Genomic DNA, 18,323 nt, shown 5'->3' with positions numbered 1-18,323 from the left:
GGTTTTCCTCCCTAGAATCTCCATTTTCCTGCTTCGTACTGCACCTGCACCTTAATTGTGATCCCGGATATTATCTTCCCGGCATGCTCCGTCTCAATCTCGTCAGACCCGGGAAGCGTGTCGAGTGCAAGCCCTCCCCAGGTGTCATCAACGGCTATTGCCCTGTAGACGTCTTCGATGATATCGTACGCAGTCTTGTAGGTGGTTTCTCCCGACGCGACCTTGATCTCGAGGGTGATGTCGACCATGTTATCGAACTGGGTCGACGTGGCGGGACCGATGTCGTTTCTTCCATCGACGACGTTGAGCGCCGGCAACTCTGTCACATCGTAATCGCTGCCCCGGAAATGGTGAACGCTGTTCCCCAGGTCGCTCTTATATCCGGAGGCCTTCTTGATTCCCTGGAAGCGGGTTATCATTGCGGCGATGATCTGCTCACGGATGGTGTCAGCCATGGGAGTCCCCCGAAAGGATCAGCTTCGTGGTGCCGGATCCCGTCGGCTGAATGCCGATGATGTTGTACGTGACGCCGCTGACAGTTATCGTGTCCCCGTGAGCCACGCCGGTCACATCGGTGTCCAGGCATTCTGCTATCGGCGCTGTGGTCTCCACACCGTTCACCACAACAAAGCCGTTCTGAAACAACACTCTGATGGTGTTTTCTTCGTAGACCGCATCCTGTCCCAGGTCCTCGTCGTCGAGAATGTCCGTCATCGCTTCGGCAAATACGTCCGTCATCCTGGTCTCCTCACCACCTGTAACTCAGATCGAACATGGCCTTGGCTTCAGCCCTGGTGTTCGCCTCGCCATATAAGGCGGCATGGGCACTACCCACACGGAGAAAGGTCCAGCGACCGTAGATGTCGCCCCGTGGCGTTGAACCATCCTTATCCACTGCGTACCCTCCTCTTGCGCCTATCTCTTTCTCGGACTCAAAGGCGATAAGGGGCAAAGGCTGCTGCCTGGTTATGATCTGGGTGCTCCCTTCCTTCGTGTCCATAACGGCGGCAATGCTGGTCTTCCCTTTGTAAGGGGGTACCTCTCCTGTCGCCAAGACCTGTTTGTTGGCGTCCTGGGCGACCGTATCCGGGAGCTTCAGCTTTTCCACGACCACGGGCTTCTCTATTGTCACGATCTGTTTTGGCCCTGGAACCATGATTCTCTTGACCTTGACGGTTTCCTTCACCTCCGGCGCAGGCATCCAGTTCTCGGTGTTCGTGACGGGCCTTGACCGGTACCAGTCGTATCCGGCTGAGCAAAGAGCAACCCCTACCACTCCGAAGATCGCGATCTCCATTGCCTTCAGCACTTTGAGGTTCATTTGTATTTCTCACCTTTCGTGAATATGAGCCGCGGGTATTCGCAGTTCACCGTGCACAGATCCAGGACGTGCCCGTTCTTCAATGTGATCTTCTTCCTCGCGCACTGCTCTTCGACAAGGGCGATGCTGCAGGATCCCGCCCGGGTGATCTCCTTGTTGAGATTGCCGGCGCCGCCGTTGTAGGCCCTGAACGCGAAGTACCAGCCGGGGCACGTCCCTGTTTCATAGAGCCGCTTGTCGTATAGGATCATGGCCCGAACGTTCCACCGTGGGTCATAAGGAAGGGGCTTTCTCCAGATCTTTTTCAGGGCAGGCTCCTGCTGGTGGATCCAGTCCGCCGTTGCCGGCATGAACTGCCCGAGACCCTGGCCTCCGTCGAAGGCGGTGGCCGATTCGTCACAGCGGGACTCCTGCTCGATCTGCCCAAGAAAGAGGTGCCAGGGCGCGCCCATGCCGATGTGGTACCGGGTCTCACGGATGACCAGGGCGCGGTACTTCAGGCACCGATTGACGGTCTGTCCGTCACAATCCCTGGGTAAGACCGACGATAACAGAACCAATAAGCAGACCACGAAAAACAAGTATCGCAATCCTGCCGACATCGGTAATCCTCCCTGCTTTTTCCTGCCTGTCGAAAGTCCGTTTGTATCCGACAAACCATATAAGCTCTGCAAGGGTATAGCCTGTCACGATGAGACAGCACTTGTAGAGCATCACTTCGATCGTATTGGGTTTGAGGAGCCAGATGAGGCCGATAAGCCCCGCCAGAGGCACGCCGAATCTCATAAGGTACTTCGTCAGGTCGCCGCCCGAGACAGGTGAGATCTGCACGCTGCCCGTCCTGCTCTTGATGTACGCTTCTGCCTCTTTCAGCTTCTCCTGGATCTCCTTCTCTGCCTCAGTCCTGCCCTTGATGTAGGCGTTGTCGATCGCCTCCATGTACCCGGGGTTCCTTTTTGCGAAGAGAACTCCGATGAAGAACCATAATGCCGACAGGGCCAGCAAACCTATAATTATGAATACCGTTACCATGTCTACCTCCTCAGAAAGCCTTCACCTTGAGGGTGATGAGTATGAGTATCATGAGGGCCCCCCCGGCGGCACTCCCGACAAACATCCACGCAAAATTAAGGAACCTTCGTTGCTCGAGCTTCTTAAGGCGCTCGTCCATACTCCGGAGCGTGTTGTACACGATCCAGTCCCGTCGTTCCGGCGGCGTCTTCTCCCAGTCTTTCTCGGTGAACGTCAGGAAACCGTCGTTACCCATTCTGTCCCTCCATCAGGATCCCTTCGCTTTTGAGCCACTCGATGAAAGCCTGCAGCTCGTAGTCATCGGCGTAGCGCATCGCGTAGATGAAGATGTTGTCATCCCCGAGGTCCTCGGTATGCCGGCGGCTCTCCCCATTATGGAGCCGCCTTAGACCTTTTGCCCTGCTTCCCTGCCACGGTGGTTTCCTTGACACTGCTACCGCCCTCGAGGGGACCGCCCGCGGCCTGTTGTGCCGTGCCTGGCATTCCGAACCACGGATCCTCGGGAGCGCTGGCGTCCGTCGTGCCCTGAGGCGAGCCGGGGCTTTCCTCGTCGGCGGGATCCTCGGGGACGAGTTCAGCCTCCTTGCCCATGCTCAGGAGCCTGGCCGCCTCTTCCTCCGTGATATCCTGGCCGACGATAAGTATCGACCCGGGCTTCTGGCTCATTCCCACGATGTAAGAATTGATCTTGACTCTCATGGCTACCTCACTGTATCGGGCCGGGGGTTGCCCGGCCCGTTTGGATTCGTGCTATTTCGTGGTGATGTTGCTGAACAGGTAGACACACTTGGCCGCGATATCGCTGACGACATTGCCGTCCGGATCGTAGGATCTCAGGAGACACTCATCGCTGTCGTGGCGGACGCGGAAGATGTCGCTCCTGCGGTTTTCTTCGCGGTACTGCTCGACGATCGGCTCTTCGGCCGAGTCCTGGGTCCAGACGAAGGTGCGGCCGACACAGGGCTCAATAAGATCGAGCCGGTCTGTGGCGACGCGAAGAAGCGCTGCATACTCGTTGTCCCAGATGTCCGTTATGTCCACCGAGAGGCCCTTGCCGGCCGAATCGTATATGGCTCCGCCAACGAGGATCCTCGGAACATTGAAGATCCTCGCGAGCTCGGCTGCCCCCACGCTGTTGATGTCGAGCCCCGGGAAGGTGTACTTGAGAAGGTCCACGATCTGCGCTACCCTTCTCAGCCTCTCGAAGGTCGTATAGCTGATAACCAGGGCGTTGGGGAGCATCCCGCACTGTTCGCGGAAGGCCAGCTTGCCAGTCGTCACATCGTCGATCGGCGTCGCGTTGGCTGCGTCGTCCCATTCGTTCGTCACGGCGTGGGCGGTAAAGTTCACGGCGTTGAAGATCTTGTTCGCGATCCGTCTTTCCTGGTTGCGGACGATGATCCCCATGGCCCTTCTGGTGGCGATGAAATCTCCCTGGCCCGGAGCACGGCGCTCAAAGAGCTTGCGCTCCCTGTCGTCTATCGGCTCTTCCCAGCCGTTCTCACGCGTCGCGTACTTCCCTTCCTCGTAAGCCCAGTCGCCCCTGTTGTAGGTGCCCCGCGGCGCCCGTGAGGTGTCCTCGACGGAAAGGAGCGCTTTCGCGGGGATGACCGGGAAGACGCCGGCGTGATCGTCGCAGGGAAAGGGCGGCATGATCTGCAGCCCTATGTTGGACATGGCCTCGCCCTCGAGATACTCCACGGCCACGACGCCCAGGTCGGGTCTGTATATGCTCGGTGTGTTCGATGATCTCATAATCTGTTACCTCCTTCTTTTTATGTGCCGGCGGGCGCCATCGTTACGCCGTCAGGCATTTCCTGGTGACTTCGAGCCAGGGCGTCAGCAGGACGAAGTCGTCTGTCTCGAGCTGGCCATCCTTGGGGTGGAGCACGCATGTGAGCACACAGGGCGCTGCAGGCGCGTTCGCCGCCGTGATGGTGAGCGTCTTCTCCTGGTAGGCGGCATCGGCGGTCGTCAGGAATTCCCCGGAATCTCCGCCGCAGTCGGTGTCAGCGGCAGGATCCGCGCCCACCTCCGAGAAGTAGGCCTCGACCGCGACGACGGGCGAGTCGGCCTCATCCGCTCCGGCCTTCACGATCGCACCCATAAGGTGGAGGATCACGTCGGCCTCGTCATTGAAATCCTGAGGCATGACGAACTGCATGATGATGTCATCGGGGGTTGCCTGGTTGTTCCAGCGGATCCCCAGGTCCTTGTTGGAGAGCTGGGCCCAGCCGACGCCTGAGGCGCCGTCGGCGAACTTCCCCAGTTCCGTGCCGTCCTCGAGGCGGATCTGACTGGGCACCACGGTGCACTGTGCGGTCTTGATGCCCTGCATGATCTCGGCGAGGGCCGCCTCAACGGTCACTCCCGTTATCAGCGAGCCGGAGTCGGCGACAGAGACGGTGGCTGCCGTGGTGGATTTCACGTTCCATGCCGCCACTTCGATATGCTGATTATCCGAGCCGGCCTCGAGTGCAATCCCTTGGGCGGTACCCGAGGCTGCGTCAGAGACCTTGCCATCGTCGGCGCCGTAGAGCACCGTGCCCCGGGCTATCTCGGAATCGACGACGCACTCGATCTCCAGGGTGCCCGGGAAGGTGTTGAGCCGGCAGGCGATAGGTTCGCCTGACTCGACGGCATATTCTGTGACACCGATGTAGTCTTCACCCGCATCGGCATATGCCACCTCGGGTGGGGTCGTCGTTGTCGCTGATTTTATCTTGACCCGCCGGCGGGCCTCCAGGTCCTCACCGGCCAAAAATGTTCTGATGCCTTCGTTGTACATATCCTGTACCTCCCTCTCGTTGGCGTTTTTGTTGTGCGCTCCCTACTTGCCCTGATTGGCGGCCTTGATATAGTCCCTGTGCTTCTCGGGATATTTCGCGGTGACCGCCGACATGGCCTCGGTCATGCTGCACTTGTGCTGTGCCCGGTGCTCATTGACCAGGGTCATATAGTCCTTCGTCTCCGCTGCAGCTCCGCCGGCGTCCGCTCCTACGCCAGGGGCCCCGGCCCCTTTGATCCCGGCGAGGAGCTCGTCGCGCTTTTTGTCCTCGGCGGACTGCGCTTGGGCCGATCCTTCCGAACCGCGTATGGCCGTCAGCTGCTCGACGGTCACTCCGGTGTTCACGATGCCGGCGAACTTCGCGCCTTCCTCGGTCCCGAAGTGGACACCGGCGAGGCCAAGGATCCGGTCCTTCTCGGCCGTTGTCGCCTTCCCAGCGGCCTCTCTTGTCGCCGCCTCCAGGTTGACGCTCTTCACTCCCTGCTCGCGTACCGCTGCCGTGAGGTCCGGGTAAGCGGCGGCGAGCTGCTCGATGGTTGTGATGACTGTTTCTCCCATGCCTTTCTCCTTCCCGGAGGCTGTGATCCCTCCAGATGATTTTATTCTGGTCTCCTGGACCAGGTTGATAACGCCGTCAAGCGTCGCTATGCCGTCGATAAGGCCGGCGTCCACCGCCTGCTGGCCGATGAAGAAGTCTTTTACCTCCGTCGACATCGTCGTGAGCACCGTATCGGCCGAGACACCCCGAAACCGGGCTATCTCGTTCACGAAGAGTGAGAAGTAATAATCGACCTTCTCCTGCATGTTCATCCGGCCTTCTGCCGTAAGCGGGCCGTCGCTGATGATGCGCTTGTACTTGCCCCGGTAGATCTCCGTGCTCACCACTCCGGATCTTGCGTCACGCTCGGAGGTGTCCTTGTGCACGGCAACGACACCGATCGACCCGACCGCCGCGGCGATGTCAGAGGCATAGACGGAGGACGCCGCCGCCCCGATAAGATAGGCGGCCGATGCCATTGTGCCGTAGGCAAGTGAGACGATCGGCTTCTGGCCGCGGGCGCTGTATATGAGGTCCGCCAGCTCGAAGACCCCGTCTATGGCCCCGCCCGGAGAATCAACGACGAGGACGATGCCCCTGACTACGGGATCCTCGATCGCGATCTTGATATCGGCGCTGACCTTCTCCACCGATATTCCCCCGGAGATCTCCATGAAGAGGTTCATCCGCTTGGCGATCACGCCGGCGACGGATATGACGGCAACCCCGTCGACAACCTCGTAGTCCCTCTGGTCGTTCTTGAGAGGCCTGCCGAGCTGTGCCTCGATCGCCGCAATGTCCGGGGTGCGGCCGGCCCTGTGGTCCTCATAGATCCGGTGGATCTCGGAAAGCATCTCCGGGGAGATCGCCCAGGGCGTCCCGTTTATCAGCTGAAAAACAAGATCAGACATCAGGTCCTCCACGGTCACATTCCTTCATTACCCGCTCCGTCCATGTCATCGACCGTCTCCTGATCGGAGCGCTTCTCGTCCCTGGCCCATTTGTCCGCTGTGTCAGGACTGACCCTCTCTTCATCGAGGCCTCTCTCGCGCATCATGTCCTGCTCTTCCTGGAGCTGGTCGAAGGTGCTCCGGAGATCTCCGCCGCGCTCCGCGATGGCCTCGGCCCGGGTCTTGATGTTGTTCTGAATCGCGAGCACATCGGCCTGCACCGCCTTGATGGGTTCAATGTCTCCCTTCGGGGATCCGCGCCAGTCGCAGTGAGTGATGGCATCGATATTGAGGTAGAAATTATCAGCCTCGAGCTCGCCGCGAAGGAAGCCTTCCTCCATGAGCATGGTGTAGATAGGCTGGCAGGTATCCTCGCCGAGCCAGGTGCGATGGATCATGAAGACACGCCAGGCATCGAGCATGGCGGACCGGAAGCCGGCAAAGTTCACGCTCTCCGGATCCTTGAATGCCACCGGATAGGGGATGTTGATGCCCATTGCGATCGCTTTCTTGATTATCTTCGTGAAGGGATCGAAGGTGGTTCCCGGACGGTCCGGGGAGAGAAGGTGGGGTTTTTCCCCGGTGTTGCCATACATGACCATTCCGGGCTCCATCTCCTGGTATCGGGTCTCGCTTTCGGTACCCGTCTGGCTGAGGCCTCTCTCCGTGAAGGTCGAGAGGTTGCGCCCGATATTGAGGGGATCGTTGCCGGGCTGGAGCTCGATGAAAAGCGATATGGCGGATGCAACGATATTGGAGACGAGCTCCGTGTCCAGGTAATCGTTCAGGTCCCTGAAGAATTTCATGGAGGGGGCCAGCAGCGGGATCCCGCGGACCTGCTCCGGTTCCCTTGTCACGAAACGGTGTATCACGTTGAGCCGGTGGCCAACGGACGCCGGGATCCTCCGGAAATTCTCCGACGTATCGGGAAGCGTCGCGGCGCTCGAGCTCTGTGAGCTGAGCTTGATCCAGTAGGCTACCGGTTCCCCGTACTCGCCTATCTCGACGCCATCCCGGATGCGTGGATCATTGATCTTATCGACGGGGGTCTTGAGGCGCTGGGGATTGATGATATGACAGGCTAAGCTATATGGCCGCGCCGGATTGTCGATCATGTACAGCAGCACGAGGTATTCGCCATGCGCGACAAGACTGCGGATGCAGAGATACTGAATACCTCCGAAGCTCATCCGGCCGGTCGCATCGGCCAGGCGATACCAGCGGCGGTAGATCGCGCGTTGCTGTCCCTGGAGCTTCCGGATCTGCTCCTTCTCGAGGCCGAGCATGCCGGCGTCGCTCGACGGTATGGGTTGGAGGCCGGATCCGGCAACGGTGGCCGCGAACATGTCCACCACGCCTGCAGCGTGGGGATCGTTGTTTGTGAGATCGATGCTCCTGGCAACGATCGCTTCTCGGTCGCGGGCTTCCTGCTGCGTCGAGTAGAGCCTCTGGGGAACCCAGTTCTTCAGGGATCCCTTCCGCTGGGCGGCCTGGCGCCGGAAAGAATAGTATGAGTCCGGGGAGAGGGCCTTGCCGTTCGGGCCGTACAGGAGCACAGGCTTGGGAGATCCGGCTGCAGCCCCGATCTGCATCGCCAGGGAATCCCTGGCCGCGGTGAAGATGTCGACCTTGCGCGCGGAGGCCTCGCGGGACATCAACTCCTCCCTTTCAGGCCGCGGTTGAAGACCGGGCCGCCCTGGCCGCTCTCAGCCCGATGCCGGGCCAGAAGCTTCTCTTCGCGCCTCTCCAGATCCGCCAGGTTCGCCCGGGTGATCTGTTTCCCGTCGATGGAAACGGACTGCCCGCTCATCACCTTCGAAATGGCCGCTTGGACCTCTTCCAGTTGTTCTAGGGTTGTCTTGATTGCCATGGGGGTAGTCTAACCCCCGTTTTTTGGCAAAACCGCAGGATGACCAACTTTTTACACTTGGGATACACAGGATGACCAACTTTTTACTTGACGGGTTTTAAGTGGTCTGACAAAGACAAGCTTTGAAGACTCTCTTACGTCGATGGAATCTTGGCTTTCAGATAGTTCACGAACGCAGAACAAGCTACCAGAAAGAACCTTGCATCCTCCGGACCGAGGCTCGGCTTCTCCAGCATGGCATGCCTGATACCGTCTCCGTCAGACGTGTACCCATAGAGTTTGATAAATGCTTTCTCTAGAGCTGGGTGAAGATTGGAGGATTCGCCAATAATCTTAAGGGCGTCACCCAAGGTGGCCTTTTCCTTCTTCGTAATTGCCTGGGCAATGCTCTCCACCGCGCAAATAGACTCCTTAATCGAATTACGATAGTCCGGATGTTGTCTGTTGCTAAACAAAGCAAGAGCAGACTTCAGATGAGCTTGGACGCCCGGAAATTCTGCGCTCGTCAACGCAAGTTCTACTGATCCGATTTCTTCTTCCGAAGTGAGCTCGGTGATATACCCATTGAGAAAACGATAACCAGCAAGTTCCACAGAGAGTATATCATTTATGGCTTTGTTCAAGGCCGTGTCTCTGAAATAATTCAGAGTAAACTCCAGGAAATCATACACCTCCCACCATACATACGCGAAAAAACGGCCCCTGATTTCCGCTAAAATGGCATTCCCTTTGCCGAGTCGTGATCTAGGTCGGCTATCCACCGGTTCCTTAAAGTGAATGAACCACAGACTCCTGCTAAATTCCTGCATACCCGTGGAGGAATCGGTTCGGAACGCCGGTGTACTCCATTCCTTGTAGTCAAGGACGTTCCATAGAGAGTTCCTTAATTCGGAAGTCATCTCTTCCTTCTGGATCCTTGTTGATAAAGTGCTATATCCTTTCCTTTGGCTGAACTTCATACTGACACCCCCAGGACAACATCATTTCAATGTTCGGCCCAGTGCTCCACTGTAACATAGCTATCGAGAAACGAAACCCCAGATTAGAGCTCTATGTTTTCGCGGGAACGCTGGCCAGGCAAGGCAAATCGAGGCACGGATGGGTGGACCCAGGAGAGCCCATTTTCTGATCGTTATCCCCGGGGAGGAAACGGATCGTTCCCCGGAGAAATGGTGTCCTTGTCTCTGATCAAACCGTCTCTACCCTTTATTGTGAGCTCTCCTCCCCCCTGATTCTGCAGCATCCCTCGAGCAGCGTCAATCGCCTCTCTCTGTGTCCTATGCGTACTCGATGGCCTCGTAGCGTCTTCACGTTTGTTCGCCCAGGAACCATCATCGCGTTGATACACCATTCTGTCACGTGGTTTTCCCATTGCTCCCCCTTAAGAGACTCGTTTTGCGTTGTGCCTATACAACAGACAGTTTTGAACGTCGAGCTCCCAGCTCAAGTTCTTCCAAGTCGTGTGTGAAGTTGAAGGACATCTGAATAGGACTCTCCTTATTGTAATTGTCATTGTAGCTGTCAAGATCGGTTTTTAGTTGCCGGCAGTCACCCACAACCTGTTGCCGGCGCTGCTGGAAAGCAACGCCCATATGCTCTCTTGAAGCCCAGCGCATGTCGTCCCAGAAGCCTACCTGCTTCCCATCTCGCTCCATCTTTATTGCATGTTTTGCGCGTACTTTCCGTCCCTGTGGGTCGGTGATATACTCTTCTCGCATCGCCTGTGCTATCCGGTCCGCACACTGATTGATTATCGCGGACGACTGAGGCTGCCATCTCTTGTTGTTAACAGCCCATTTGGCTATCTCGTGAGCCGAAGCCGGCCAAGCCTCGCCCGCATTGATATAGTCCTGAACAATCTTCTGCAACAACTTAGTTTGTGTAGGCATTTGGCATTTCCTTCTCTTTAAGGCTCGGGGGCAATTGCCCCCACCCATCAGTCAGCGACGATGGGACTATGACATGCCGCACTTTTTCCAGCATCGGTCTAAATGACGACCAAGGTATCTCATTCCTGTGCTGGAGCTGTCCGACAATAATGCCAGGATGGACCTTGATCCTCTCAGCAAAATTCATGATTTTCTGTTTCCCGTATAGCGGATGGACCCTGAGAATAAAATCATTAAGTTCTTCTTGATCCACCAAGAAATCGGTGGCGAAGCGATTTGCCAGCTCCTCCGCCTCTATTAGTTGTTCTTCAACCTGGTGTTCTTCCCGCACAAGATCCGTGTCGATTACCAGGCCGCCTTTTAGACCATCCCTCTGCTTTACATGACCCAGTTCGTGCGCCAGCGTATACCAAAAGGCGTCGATCCTGTCGAACCTCAATGACAACGCAATTACGGGAGACTTGTTAACCCACAATGTAACACCATCGATTCTCGTTTGAGGCAGATGTTCCAGCACCAAAAATCTGATTCCAGCATCAGCAAGGATTCTCGGCACATGTCTTATTTCCTGTGTGTGGACCAGCAGGTTCCTCAGCTGCACCAACCCATTCTTGAATGACTGTTCGGAAAAGGGTTTTGCATCAACCATACGAGCGAGCCGCCTCACTCTGTGAATCCATGCCCAATGCGACGCGGTAACACTCTGCGAGCTCTTCCTCGCTGCGTACGGTAGCGCGATAGAGCTCTCGAGATCGTTGATCTCGAAGAAATTCATGACCCGTTTCTCAAGGACCTCGATGTTCTCCGACGGTTCAATCCAGTGACGTCTCGTCAACTCCTTGATGGGAGCGATCTCGTATAATTTGGCGCGTCTTGCGATCACTTTGTCGGTATCTTTCTCCTTGCTCTTCCACAACTGATAGGCTGTCTCGAGATTCATCCATATCTGGGCGGTCGTGCCGAAGGCCTCTCCCAGGGCCTTCGCTGTTTCGGGCGTTATGGATCTCTTGCCCATGACTATCTCGTTCACCACGTTGGGCTGTCTTCCAATGATCTCGGATAAATCAATCTGGCTCCAACCACGTGCTTCCAACTCCTCCTTGATGAATTCACCAGGAGGAAAAACTTCGGCCATCTTTCTATCCGCCATGACACTCCTCCTCTAGTGATAATCTTCAATATCGATTACCACTACTACCTTCCCCTCGCCTTTTCCTCTAAATTCTAAAATCAATCTCCATTGATTATTCAATCTCATCGAGTATTGATGCTGTCTCTTGCCTTTCAACCTTTCAAAATTGAGTGACCTGAACGAGTAAAAGTCCCTCTCGTCCGTTGCCGCTCTGATCAATTGCATCCGTTTTCGATATGCTCTCACAACGTCGGCTGAGTAACCACTTTCAAAGCTTCCATCGGTCTCAAGCCTATCGAGATGCTTGTTGTCAAAGATAACTTCCATCGTCACGAAACAAGTATACTAAACCCGGTTCGTGATTGTCAAGTATAAATTATCGCGTAACGATAATGCGATACTTTCATTATGCAGGCTCGTTTAGTGGAGTAATCTTTAGCCTCGGTCGAACGACTCGGCGGCTTCGTCCTCTTCCATCTCGTCAGGAATATCCTTGACTGGCGAAAGCGTAATAACTTTGAAGAACTCGTCCAGATTGTCCGCATGGGCATACCACACCTTCTTGATCACAGTTGCCGGCAGACGAATTCTTCTACCATCGGGCAGTATTACCCCCTCCCGAACGAATTCGTAGAATGTTGGTTTGGAGATAGTTAAGTACCTGGCTATCGCCTTCGCTCCGATCAGCAGCTTCTTGCTCGCATTCTCGTTCATCTTCCCAACCTGTCCGACAACCTCTCGCGGATCCGGCTCAGATCCGGCCGGCGAGGATGGTTGATTTCTTCTCTCATCTGTGGAGACATGTCACGTTGTATCGCCCTGGTCTCAACAATCGCACGCCTCTTCTCTTTTTCCTGCTTGATGAACGTCGACATCAGTTTCAGTGATGGCTGCCAGGACCGATCAGCGCACGCGTGAGCGTAGACGGTGGCATCCAGGTAATGGTTCGCCGACCTGACCTTGACCCACTCTATTTTCCCGTTACGGCGGCGCCTGGCTTCTTCTGCGAGCAGTTCGCGGACGTACGGGTCATCTCTATCCATGGTATCGGCATCGAAGTAGAAACGCTGATTCTCGCCTTCCTGCCTTGACAGCCGCCAGTGGATCAGCGCCTTGAACTCGGCCGTATCGAGGATGTGCACCTCGAGGCCTCCCGGGATTGCCCTGTTCGAGTGGGGGAACTTGTCGATGATCGTCACCTTTGCCCGTGTCTCCTGGCGATGTGATGCGCCTTTCACGCCGTAAACCACGCCCGGAGGTAGCATGCTCAGCCACTGATAGATCTCCTCGGTCATCGTGGACTCGTCATCGTCGAGCTTGCCGCCGCCCGTATCGATCGCGGCGCGCCAGATCGCCATCGTCTCGCCCGATTTCTCGACCTGGAATCTCGTGTTGAATATCAGGTCCTCGACGCTCTTCAGGGTTCCCAGACGACCGTGCAGGATCTTATAGTTGGTGAGGTCTTCCATCCAGGCAAACACGGTGAAGACAAACCCCCATTTGTGGGAGTCAACCCCGCACGTGAGGGCGATCGCGCCGGCGGGGACCATCCCGGATGGTACAGAACATCTATTCTTCAGAATCTCAGATTCTTTCTTCTTCTCAACGGCGTCCTTGAATTCTTCAGCCCTGTGCTGGGTGACGAAGATCATTCTCTTCTTCGGGTCCTCATCACCACGGATCGCCGCGGCAGCCACGTCCGAGAGTGACATGAACTGTGAGTACCAGGACGGAAGATGAAATCCCACCGCCGTTGGCCGCACAATGGCTTCACCGCGGTGCCATTCTCCATCCGAGTCGAACGTACCCGGCACCCAGGACCCCTTCAGGACCGCCTGGTTGCGCATGTAGTCATCCCAGAAGATTGCGCACCGATCGCACGAATATCTCCCCAGTTTCTTCCGGACAATCACGCGGGGATCCTTCTCGCCATCCAGGGCCACGATGTGGTCCGCGTCCATGATCTGCCGGTGGCCGCATATCGGGCACGCAACCTCGAAGCGCCGGACCTCGTCCGCTTCGTACCTCAGGAGCTCGGTGATCAGGCACGGTGCGGCACCAGGCGAGGAGAGTCCCAAGATCTTCTTGGTATGAGGATAGGTGTTGGTACGCACCTTCCCCAGGTACCAGGGATGCGCCTCCTTCTTCTCGCCGGCGCCGGAGTAGCCCGGCCATTTTGCAATCTCGTCACCGATGAAATACCTCACGTCCTCCGAGGAGATCTCCGCGACCGACGTGGCCCACGCCATCATCAGGTCCATTCCGTTCACGAACCTGATCGAGAGCGTGGTGGTATTGTCCGACCTGGGAGAGAGGAGAGAAGCGAGCCGGGGCGTGGACCGGATCATCGGGAGGATACGCCGGCGGGCGATCCTCTTCGTCACCTTCTCGTCGGGCATGACGTACATGGCGGAGCCCGGGTCCTGGTCAATGGCGTAGCCCAAGCAGTTGAAGGCGATCTGCGTTTTTACGACCTGGGGAGCAAAGCACAGGTAGACTTCTCGGATATGAGGCGTCGACCAGCAATCCATGGGCTCGACGGCGAAGGGGGTCACACTGTTGCGCCAGCGGCCCGGCATGGCGCCGCCGACAACAATGCGGTAACGCTCGGCCCACTGGGAGACCGTCAGGGGCCTGCCTGTCCGCGAATCCCTCTCTCGGGCCCTGAACGCCCGCCTCTCCCCGTCTGTGAAACGGATGGATGAGGGAAGGGATGCGATGTCAGGATAGTAGCCCCGGACTGAGCTCGTCATCGTGGAGGACATCATCAATCGTCACTCTCCGGAAGATCCTCGTCTTCGTCCTTCCCGGCCTGCTCGAAGATGCGCTCGTAAGCGTCGGTATCGACCTTGAATTCATCCCGCTGCAGATATCGGGAGAGCCACTCCTCGAGGGCGTCAAGACAGAAGGCCACAAGGTCCGGAACCTTCGTCTCGTCGCCGGAGACTATGTTGGTCATGGCGGCTGCCTGGCCTCGGAAGAAGTTCTCGCCGTCGGCACGGAAGATCGCTGCCCTGGCGGCGAGCTCGCTCTCGAGCATTTCCCGGGGGACCAGCTTCCCCTCGAGTGCGCCCGCCTTGAGCTCGTGCAGCCGGGCCCGCGCATTTCTTTCGCGGAGCGAAGCATCGGCCTGTTCCTTCTGAAATGCATCCAGCAGCTGTTTGCCGGAGGGCGTCCCGTCGGAGAGCCTCAGATGCGCCTGGGCATACTTCTCCACGTCAACCAGAAGATAGTGCCCGTCCTTTGTCGGTCTGATCTTGCCGGCGGCCTGATGGTTATAGATCGAGGACTTCTTGATCTTGTAGCCCTGTTGCTCCAAGTACTGCACTACTACGTGCAGGCTCTTGAAGAAGGCCTCGCCGGTTTCGCCCGCTATCTCAGGCTGGATCACCTTCATGCTCTCGTCACTGTCCCCTTTCGAATTTCTTCCGCCAGATCCTCACCGTCTCCTCATCATAACCCAGTATGCTCGCGATGATCCGCGCCGACTGCCCGAGGCCCAGGAGAAACATGAGGAGCATCGCCTCTCCGTAGGTTGCGTGTGTTCCGGAGAATATTGTCCCGGTCCTCTCATTGAACCATCGACGGCAATTCTTGCAGGTCACCCTCTTGCCCAGGAAGAACAGGTCCTGCTGTTTCTTCGTGAGAACGCGACCGCAGGATGGACAAACAGTATGCGCCGGGTGAAGCTTCCTCATGAACCAGCCGCGGCAACGTCCTTCATCCAGGAGGACTGCGTCAAACTCCTTCACCACGTCCTCGAGTCGGAGCCCTGCGTTTCCTGCAATCCTTTCGGGCTCTTCCATTTTTCCATCATGGAATTTCTTCAAAAGTAGCGAATCCTCGCGTTCTTGGCAGTCGTGAGTACCTCGGTCCCGGGAAGGACCCGCGCTCATGATCTCTCTCCTCTATACCGATTGAGCCAGTAGGTGAAGCGCGGGCCAAACTTCTCATTTATGAGCTTCGTCACATTCCCCATAATCCTCTTTGAGCCGAAAAGAAGACCGACGCCAGGTCCAAAGAGCTCCTTCACCGGCAGTTTCTTCTCCCCCTGCCTCTGCATGACCGCCATATGACCGGACTTGAGACGCACGATGAAGGGCTTGGGCTCAGTGGCGACAACCTTGCGGCCACCTGCCTTCTTCACCTGGACCGTTACCTCTCCACCCCTTCTGAGATTTCCCTGGCGCTGCGCCCTGCGGGTGTACCGAAAACTCTTCTTGCTGGTAATCACACCTTCCTGTTTTGCCCCAAAGTATGACAGGGCAAGGCCCTTGCCGATACCCGTGATGACAGCCCAAGTCTTCGATCCCGCCGCCCGGGCTGTGACCTTGAGAAACCGGGCTATACGGTTTGGCTTGATGTTATATTCCATCGCTATCTGTCTCTTCGCCGCTGCTGTTCCTTGTTTGGCTATGTCGTTGACGGCCATAACCGACGCACGGCGGACGATCTGCCGGTCGAATTTTTTTAATGCCTTGTCGATGCCTTTCAGCTTTACGTTGACGTACACGTTTCCTCCTCCTGAGGGTCGAACATCTCGAAGGCTTCTTTCACACCTTTCAACTCGATGTCGATCATGTTTCGAACCTCCTGGCCCGGTAGTCTCCTGCCTTGATTTCGATGATCTTGCCACCGGTGAGTCTCGATGATATCCTCTGACCCAAGATGACAGGAATATCCTTCATTGACAGGTTGGTGGTGACAATCGTTGGCTTCATGTCCCTGTATCTTCGGTCGATGATGAGATATAGGGTGGAGATCGACCACTCGCTGGTCTTTTCTGCACCGAGGTCATCCAAGACGAGATACTTGAGATGCGAATACCTGTCCATGATGTCCCGTTCGTCCGGTCCCCCAGGCCTGTAGCAAGCGCGAATGTCAGCCAGAAGCTCGGGTACCGGAACAAAGCGGGCGTCGTCCGCGCCGCGGATGTGTCCGTTCCTCACCAGCTCGCGCAGAACACCTACCGCCAGATGCGTTTTCCCCGTTCCCGTGTCACCCGTGAGGACCAGATCGAACGGATCCGCTCCACAAGATCTGCACGCTGCAACGATTTGTGGTTTGCCCTCATAGCTATCAAACGAGCAGGTAACGTACCTGCGTCCTACGCCTATCGAGCGCAAAATCGGTTCCGGGTTTCTCCTGGGCTGTTCCGGAAATTCCTTCCCAGCCGCTTCAGCATCGGGAGTCGCCCCGTGTTCAGCCTCAGCCTTAAGATCCTCCGTGTTTACACGCTTCAGGATCCCGTCGAGCTCATCCAGGATGTTATTCGGACAGGTCGACGGGGCGTTGATGGCTTGCTGCTGCACTCTCGGCATTCCCATTGCCATTTCCACTTGATCCTCCTTGCGGGTATTCGTCTTCCCATCCCTTGCGGTTCAGCCAGGTAGCCGGATGCGGGACATATCTCCCGTCCTCCCTGGTCCAGTCTTTCGAGGTCTTGGCCCGCTGTACGGCTGATAGAATCTGCTCTATCAGGAGCTCGCTCGGATTGATTCTGGCCCAGGCTTTCTCGGCGTCGCCTTTTGCCTTCTTTTTCGGATAGGCATCCCAGAACTCCCCAAATCTCCTCAGTGTGCCCTGCGCCCTCGCCCGCTTGGGCGCGTTAGGGGGAAGGGGGTTATCAGGAAAGAGGAAGGGGGAAGGGGGAAGGGGGGAAACTAGCACCATACAAGTATCATGCTCGCACGGTGCCGGTATGGTGCTCGCACCTTCCTTCACGTTAGGGCTTTGTTCTTGTGCAAATCCCGGAATTTCCAAGAATATTTCATCACCATACTTGTACACTACTATGAAGCCTCGCGTGTTCAACTGGTCCAGGAGCTTACAGATGTCGATATCATCATAGGGTAATGCTTCGGCCTTGATGCGTCTCGGACGATATTCAAGGCGCCCTTCCCGGTCGGCTAGGCACCATAAGCCCGTGAGGAGTATCCTGGCTAGAGGTTCACATTCTGCCAGAAGATCATCTTTGTAAAACCCTGGCTTGACGTTCCGCGCCCTCAATTCGCTTTGCCTCCAGTCAACGATAGTTGATTCCATTCCCGCCCGTCGATGAGGCGGCCGTTATTTAACATTGAGAGTCTCCATTTCCTTGATAGCGTCGCCTATCGTGGCCTGCAGATGACACTGGCGAGCAGACGAGCATCCCGGGGGTTCGCTACACTCAGGCCGATACTCGCCTTCACAGTGGCACCGCGTGGTCCAATATGCATTCATGGCTTCTTGGTGCAGGAGTTTTATGAGTTCGAGTAATTCAGGCGCTATCACGCGGATCTCCTCGTTGCTTCCTGCTTCTGTCTAAGCGCAAGCTCCTCGCTGATAACGTGATAGATCTTGCCGGATTGCCGCCCTTCCTTCTCTAGGCGCTCCAGAATGTAGCGGAGTCCATAGATATTGATGTCGGCGATGTTGCGCCATGCTCCCGACTTGGTACGGTAATACCACCTGGTTCCGTCGGCATTGAACGCAAATGCGAGCTTGTGCTCTCCGCGGGGTTGGTTGTGAAAACCGTTCTTATCCTTCCGAGCCAGAGGGGCCTTTCTCACGGCACACCTCCGGTGCGATTTGTTGCGTTCAAACGCAACGAACGCAACAAATTTGGCGCAGTTTTCCCCGTTTTTCTGAACGGGGATAAGACTGTAAGTGCTGGAATTACTTCAAGATGTTTTGGTGGGCCGTCAAGGATTCGAACCTTGGACCAATTGATTAAGAGTCAACTGCTCTACCGGACTGAGCTAACGGCCCACGGGTTTTTTTTATAGCACAGGAACGCCCCGCAATCAATACAAAAGTTGACG

General features: G+C 56.5%; 25 protein-coding genes and 1 tRNA gene. All 26 read right to left on the bottom strand.

What is annotated here, in order from left to right:
* Nucleotides 1-11: 11 nt before the first annotated feature.
* The 26 genes from GXX82_16530 to GXX82_16405 all read right to left on the bottom strand — a co-directional run bounded on the left by GXX82_16530 (nucleotide 12) and on the right by GXX82_16405 (nucleotide 18,270).
* Nucleotides 12-455 carry a hypothetical protein gene (locus GXX82_16530; GenBank protein NLT24650.1) on the bottom strand — a complete coding sequence of 148 codons (444 nt, stop codon included), beginning with the start codon at nucleotides 453-455 and terminating at the stop codon, nucleotides 12-14.
* Nucleotides 448-738, bottom strand: a complete 291-nt coding sequence (locus tag GXX82_16525) for a hypothetical protein (GenBank protein ID NLT24649.1) — start codon at nucleotides 736-738, stop codon at nucleotides 448-450. The genes GXX82_16530 and GXX82_16525 overlap by 8 nt, the downstream gene beginning before the upstream one ends.
* A gap of 10 nt (nucleotides 739-748) precedes the next feature.
* Complete coding sequence (locus GXX82_16520) at nucleotides 749-1,321, bottom strand: hypothetical protein (GenBank protein ID NLT24648.1); 573 nt, start codon at nucleotides 1,319-1,321, stop codon at nucleotides 749-751.
* Nucleotides 1,318-1,893, bottom strand: a complete 576-nt coding sequence (locus GXX82_16515; protein NLT24647.1) for a lytic transglycosylase domain-containing protein — start codon at nucleotides 1,891-1,893, stop codon at nucleotides 1,318-1,320. Before GXX82_16515 ends, GXX82_16520 begins: the two co-directional genes overlap by 4 nt.
* Nucleotides 1,844-2,353 carry a hypothetical protein gene (locus GXX82_16510; GenBank protein NLT24646.1) on the bottom strand — a complete coding sequence of 170 codons (510 nt, stop codon included), beginning with the start codon at nucleotides 2,351-2,353 and terminating at the stop codon, nucleotides 1,844-1,846. The genes GXX82_16515 and GXX82_16510 overlap by 50 nt, the downstream gene beginning before the upstream one ends.
* Nucleotides 2,354-2,363: 10 nt before the next feature.
* Nucleotides 2,364-2,588: a hypothetical protein gene (locus GXX82_16505; GenBank protein ID NLT24645.1), complete on the bottom strand. Its 225-nt coding sequence runs from the start codon at nucleotides 2,586-2,588 to the stop codon at nucleotides 2,364-2,366.
* Between the two features lie 137 nt (nucleotides 2,589-2,725).
* Nucleotides 2,726-3,052, bottom strand: a complete 327-nt coding sequence (locus GXX82_16500) for a hypothetical protein (protein ID NLT24644.1) — start codon at nucleotides 3,050-3,052, stop codon at nucleotides 2,726-2,728.
* Between the two features lie 51 nt (nucleotides 3,053-3,103).
* Entirely contained in the window at nucleotides 3,104-4,108 is a 1,005-nt protein-coding gene (locus GXX82_16495; GenBank protein ID NLT24643.1) for a hypothetical protein, read from the bottom strand.
* 43 nt (nucleotides 4,109-4,151) lie between these two features.
* Complete coding sequence (locus tag GXX82_16490) at nucleotides 4,152-5,141, bottom strand: hypothetical protein (GenBank protein ID NLT24642.1); 990 nt, start codon at nucleotides 5,139-5,141, stop codon at nucleotides 4,152-4,154.
* 42 nt (nucleotides 5,142-5,183) lie between these two features.
* A complete protein-coding gene (locus GXX82_16485) occupies nucleotides 5,184-6,590 on the bottom strand; it encodes a S49 family peptidase (protein NLT24641.1) in 1,407 nt (468 codons plus the stop codon).
* Nucleotides 6,591-6,604: 14 nt separating this feature from the next.
* Nucleotides 6,605-8,284 (bottom strand): phage portal protein, encoded by a 1,680-nt coding sequence (locus GXX82_16480; protein ID NLT24640.1) that lies wholly within the window; start codon nucleotides 8,282-8,284, stop codon nucleotides 6,605-6,607.
* Nucleotides 8,284-8,499, bottom strand: coding sequence for a hypothetical protein (locus tag GXX82_16475; protein ID NLT24639.1), 216 nt, complete (start codon nucleotides 8,497-8,499; stop codon nucleotides 8,284-8,286). Before GXX82_16475 ends, GXX82_16480 begins: the two co-directional genes overlap by 1 nt.
* A 134-nt stretch (nucleotides 8,500-8,633) precedes the next feature.
* Nucleotides 8,634-9,458 (bottom strand): hypothetical protein, encoded by an 825-nt coding sequence (locus GXX82_16470; protein ID NLT24638.1) that lies wholly within the window; start codon nucleotides 9,456-9,458, stop codon nucleotides 8,634-8,636.
* Between the two features lie 173 nt (nucleotides 9,459-9,631).
* Nucleotides 9,632-9,871, bottom strand: coding sequence for a DUF2188 domain-containing protein (locus GXX82_16465; GenBank protein ID NLT24637.1), 240 nt, complete (start codon nucleotides 9,869-9,871; stop codon nucleotides 9,632-9,634).
* 34 nt (nucleotides 9,872-9,905) lie between these two features.
* A complete protein-coding gene (locus GXX82_16460; GenBank protein ID NLT24636.1) occupies nucleotides 9,906-10,388 on the bottom strand; it encodes a hypothetical protein in 483 nt (160 codons plus the stop codon).
* Nucleotides 10,372-11,538 (bottom strand): HigA family addiction module antidote protein, encoded by a 1,167-nt coding sequence (locus GXX82_16455; protein NLT24635.1) that lies wholly within the window; start codon nucleotides 11,536-11,538, stop codon nucleotides 10,372-10,374. Before GXX82_16455 ends, GXX82_16460 begins: the two co-directional genes overlap by 17 nt.
* A gap of 12 nt (nucleotides 11,539-11,550) precedes the next feature.
* Complete coding sequence (locus GXX82_16450; protein ID NLT24634.1) at nucleotides 11,551-11,847, bottom strand: plasmid maintenance system killer protein; 297 nt, start codon at nucleotides 11,845-11,847, stop codon at nucleotides 11,551-11,553.
* Between the two features lie 108 nt (nucleotides 11,848-11,955).
* Complete coding sequence (locus GXX82_16445) at nucleotides 11,956-12,234, bottom strand: hypothetical protein (GenBank protein NLT24633.1); 279 nt, start codon at nucleotides 12,232-12,234, stop codon at nucleotides 11,956-11,958.
* A complete protein-coding gene (locus tag GXX82_16440) occupies nucleotides 12,231-14,273 on the bottom strand; it encodes a hypothetical protein (GenBank protein ID NLT24632.1) in 2,043 nt (680 codons plus the stop codon). Before GXX82_16440 ends, GXX82_16445 begins: the two co-directional genes overlap by 4 nt.
* Nucleotides 14,274-14,287: 14 nt before the next feature.
* Nucleotides 14,288-14,917 (bottom strand): hypothetical protein, encoded by a 630-nt coding sequence (locus tag GXX82_16435; protein NLT24631.1) that lies wholly within the window; start codon nucleotides 14,915-14,917, stop codon nucleotides 14,288-14,290.
* A 7-nt stretch (nucleotides 14,918-14,924) separates the two neighbouring features.
* Entirely contained in the window at nucleotides 14,925-15,326 is a 402-nt protein-coding gene (locus GXX82_16430) for an IS1 family transposase (GenBank protein ID NLT24630.1), read from the bottom strand.
* Nucleotides 15,327-15,412: 86 nt separating this feature from the next.
* The gene (locus GXX82_16425) at nucleotides 15,413-16,033 is read right to left on the bottom strand and encodes a hypothetical protein (protein ID NLT24629.1); all 621 of its coding nucleotides are present in this window, start codon (nucleotides 16,031-16,033) and stop codon (nucleotides 15,413-15,415) included.
* Between the two features lie 64 nt (nucleotides 16,034-16,097).
* A complete protein-coding gene (locus GXX82_16420) occupies nucleotides 16,098-16,853 on the bottom strand; it encodes an ATP-binding protein (protein NLT24628.1) in 756 nt (251 codons plus the stop codon).
* Complete coding sequence (locus tag GXX82_16415) at nucleotides 16,789-17,565, bottom strand: phage replication protein (protein ID NLT24627.1); 777 nt, start codon at nucleotides 17,563-17,565, stop codon at nucleotides 16,789-16,791. Before GXX82_16415 ends, GXX82_16420 begins: the two co-directional genes overlap by 65 nt.
* Before the next feature lie 224 nt (nucleotides 17,566-17,789).
* Entirely contained in the window at nucleotides 17,790-18,071 is a 282-nt protein-coding gene (locus GXX82_16410) for a hypothetical protein (GenBank protein NLT24626.1), read from the bottom strand.
* A 122-nt stretch (nucleotides 18,072-18,193) separates the two neighbouring features.
* Nucleotides 18,194-18,270, bottom strand: a tRNA-Lys gene (locus tag GXX82_16405).
* Between the last annotated feature and the right edge of the window lie 53 nt (nucleotides 18,271-18,323).

Source organism: Syntrophorhabdus sp., assembly GCA_012719415.1.
Classification (GTDB): domain Bacteria; phylum Desulfobacterota; class Syntrophorhabdia; order Syntrophorhabdales; family Syntrophorhabdaceae; genus Delta-02.
Note: the sequence above shows the minus strand (reverse complement) of the source record. Positions and strands in the feature narration are given on the sequence as shown.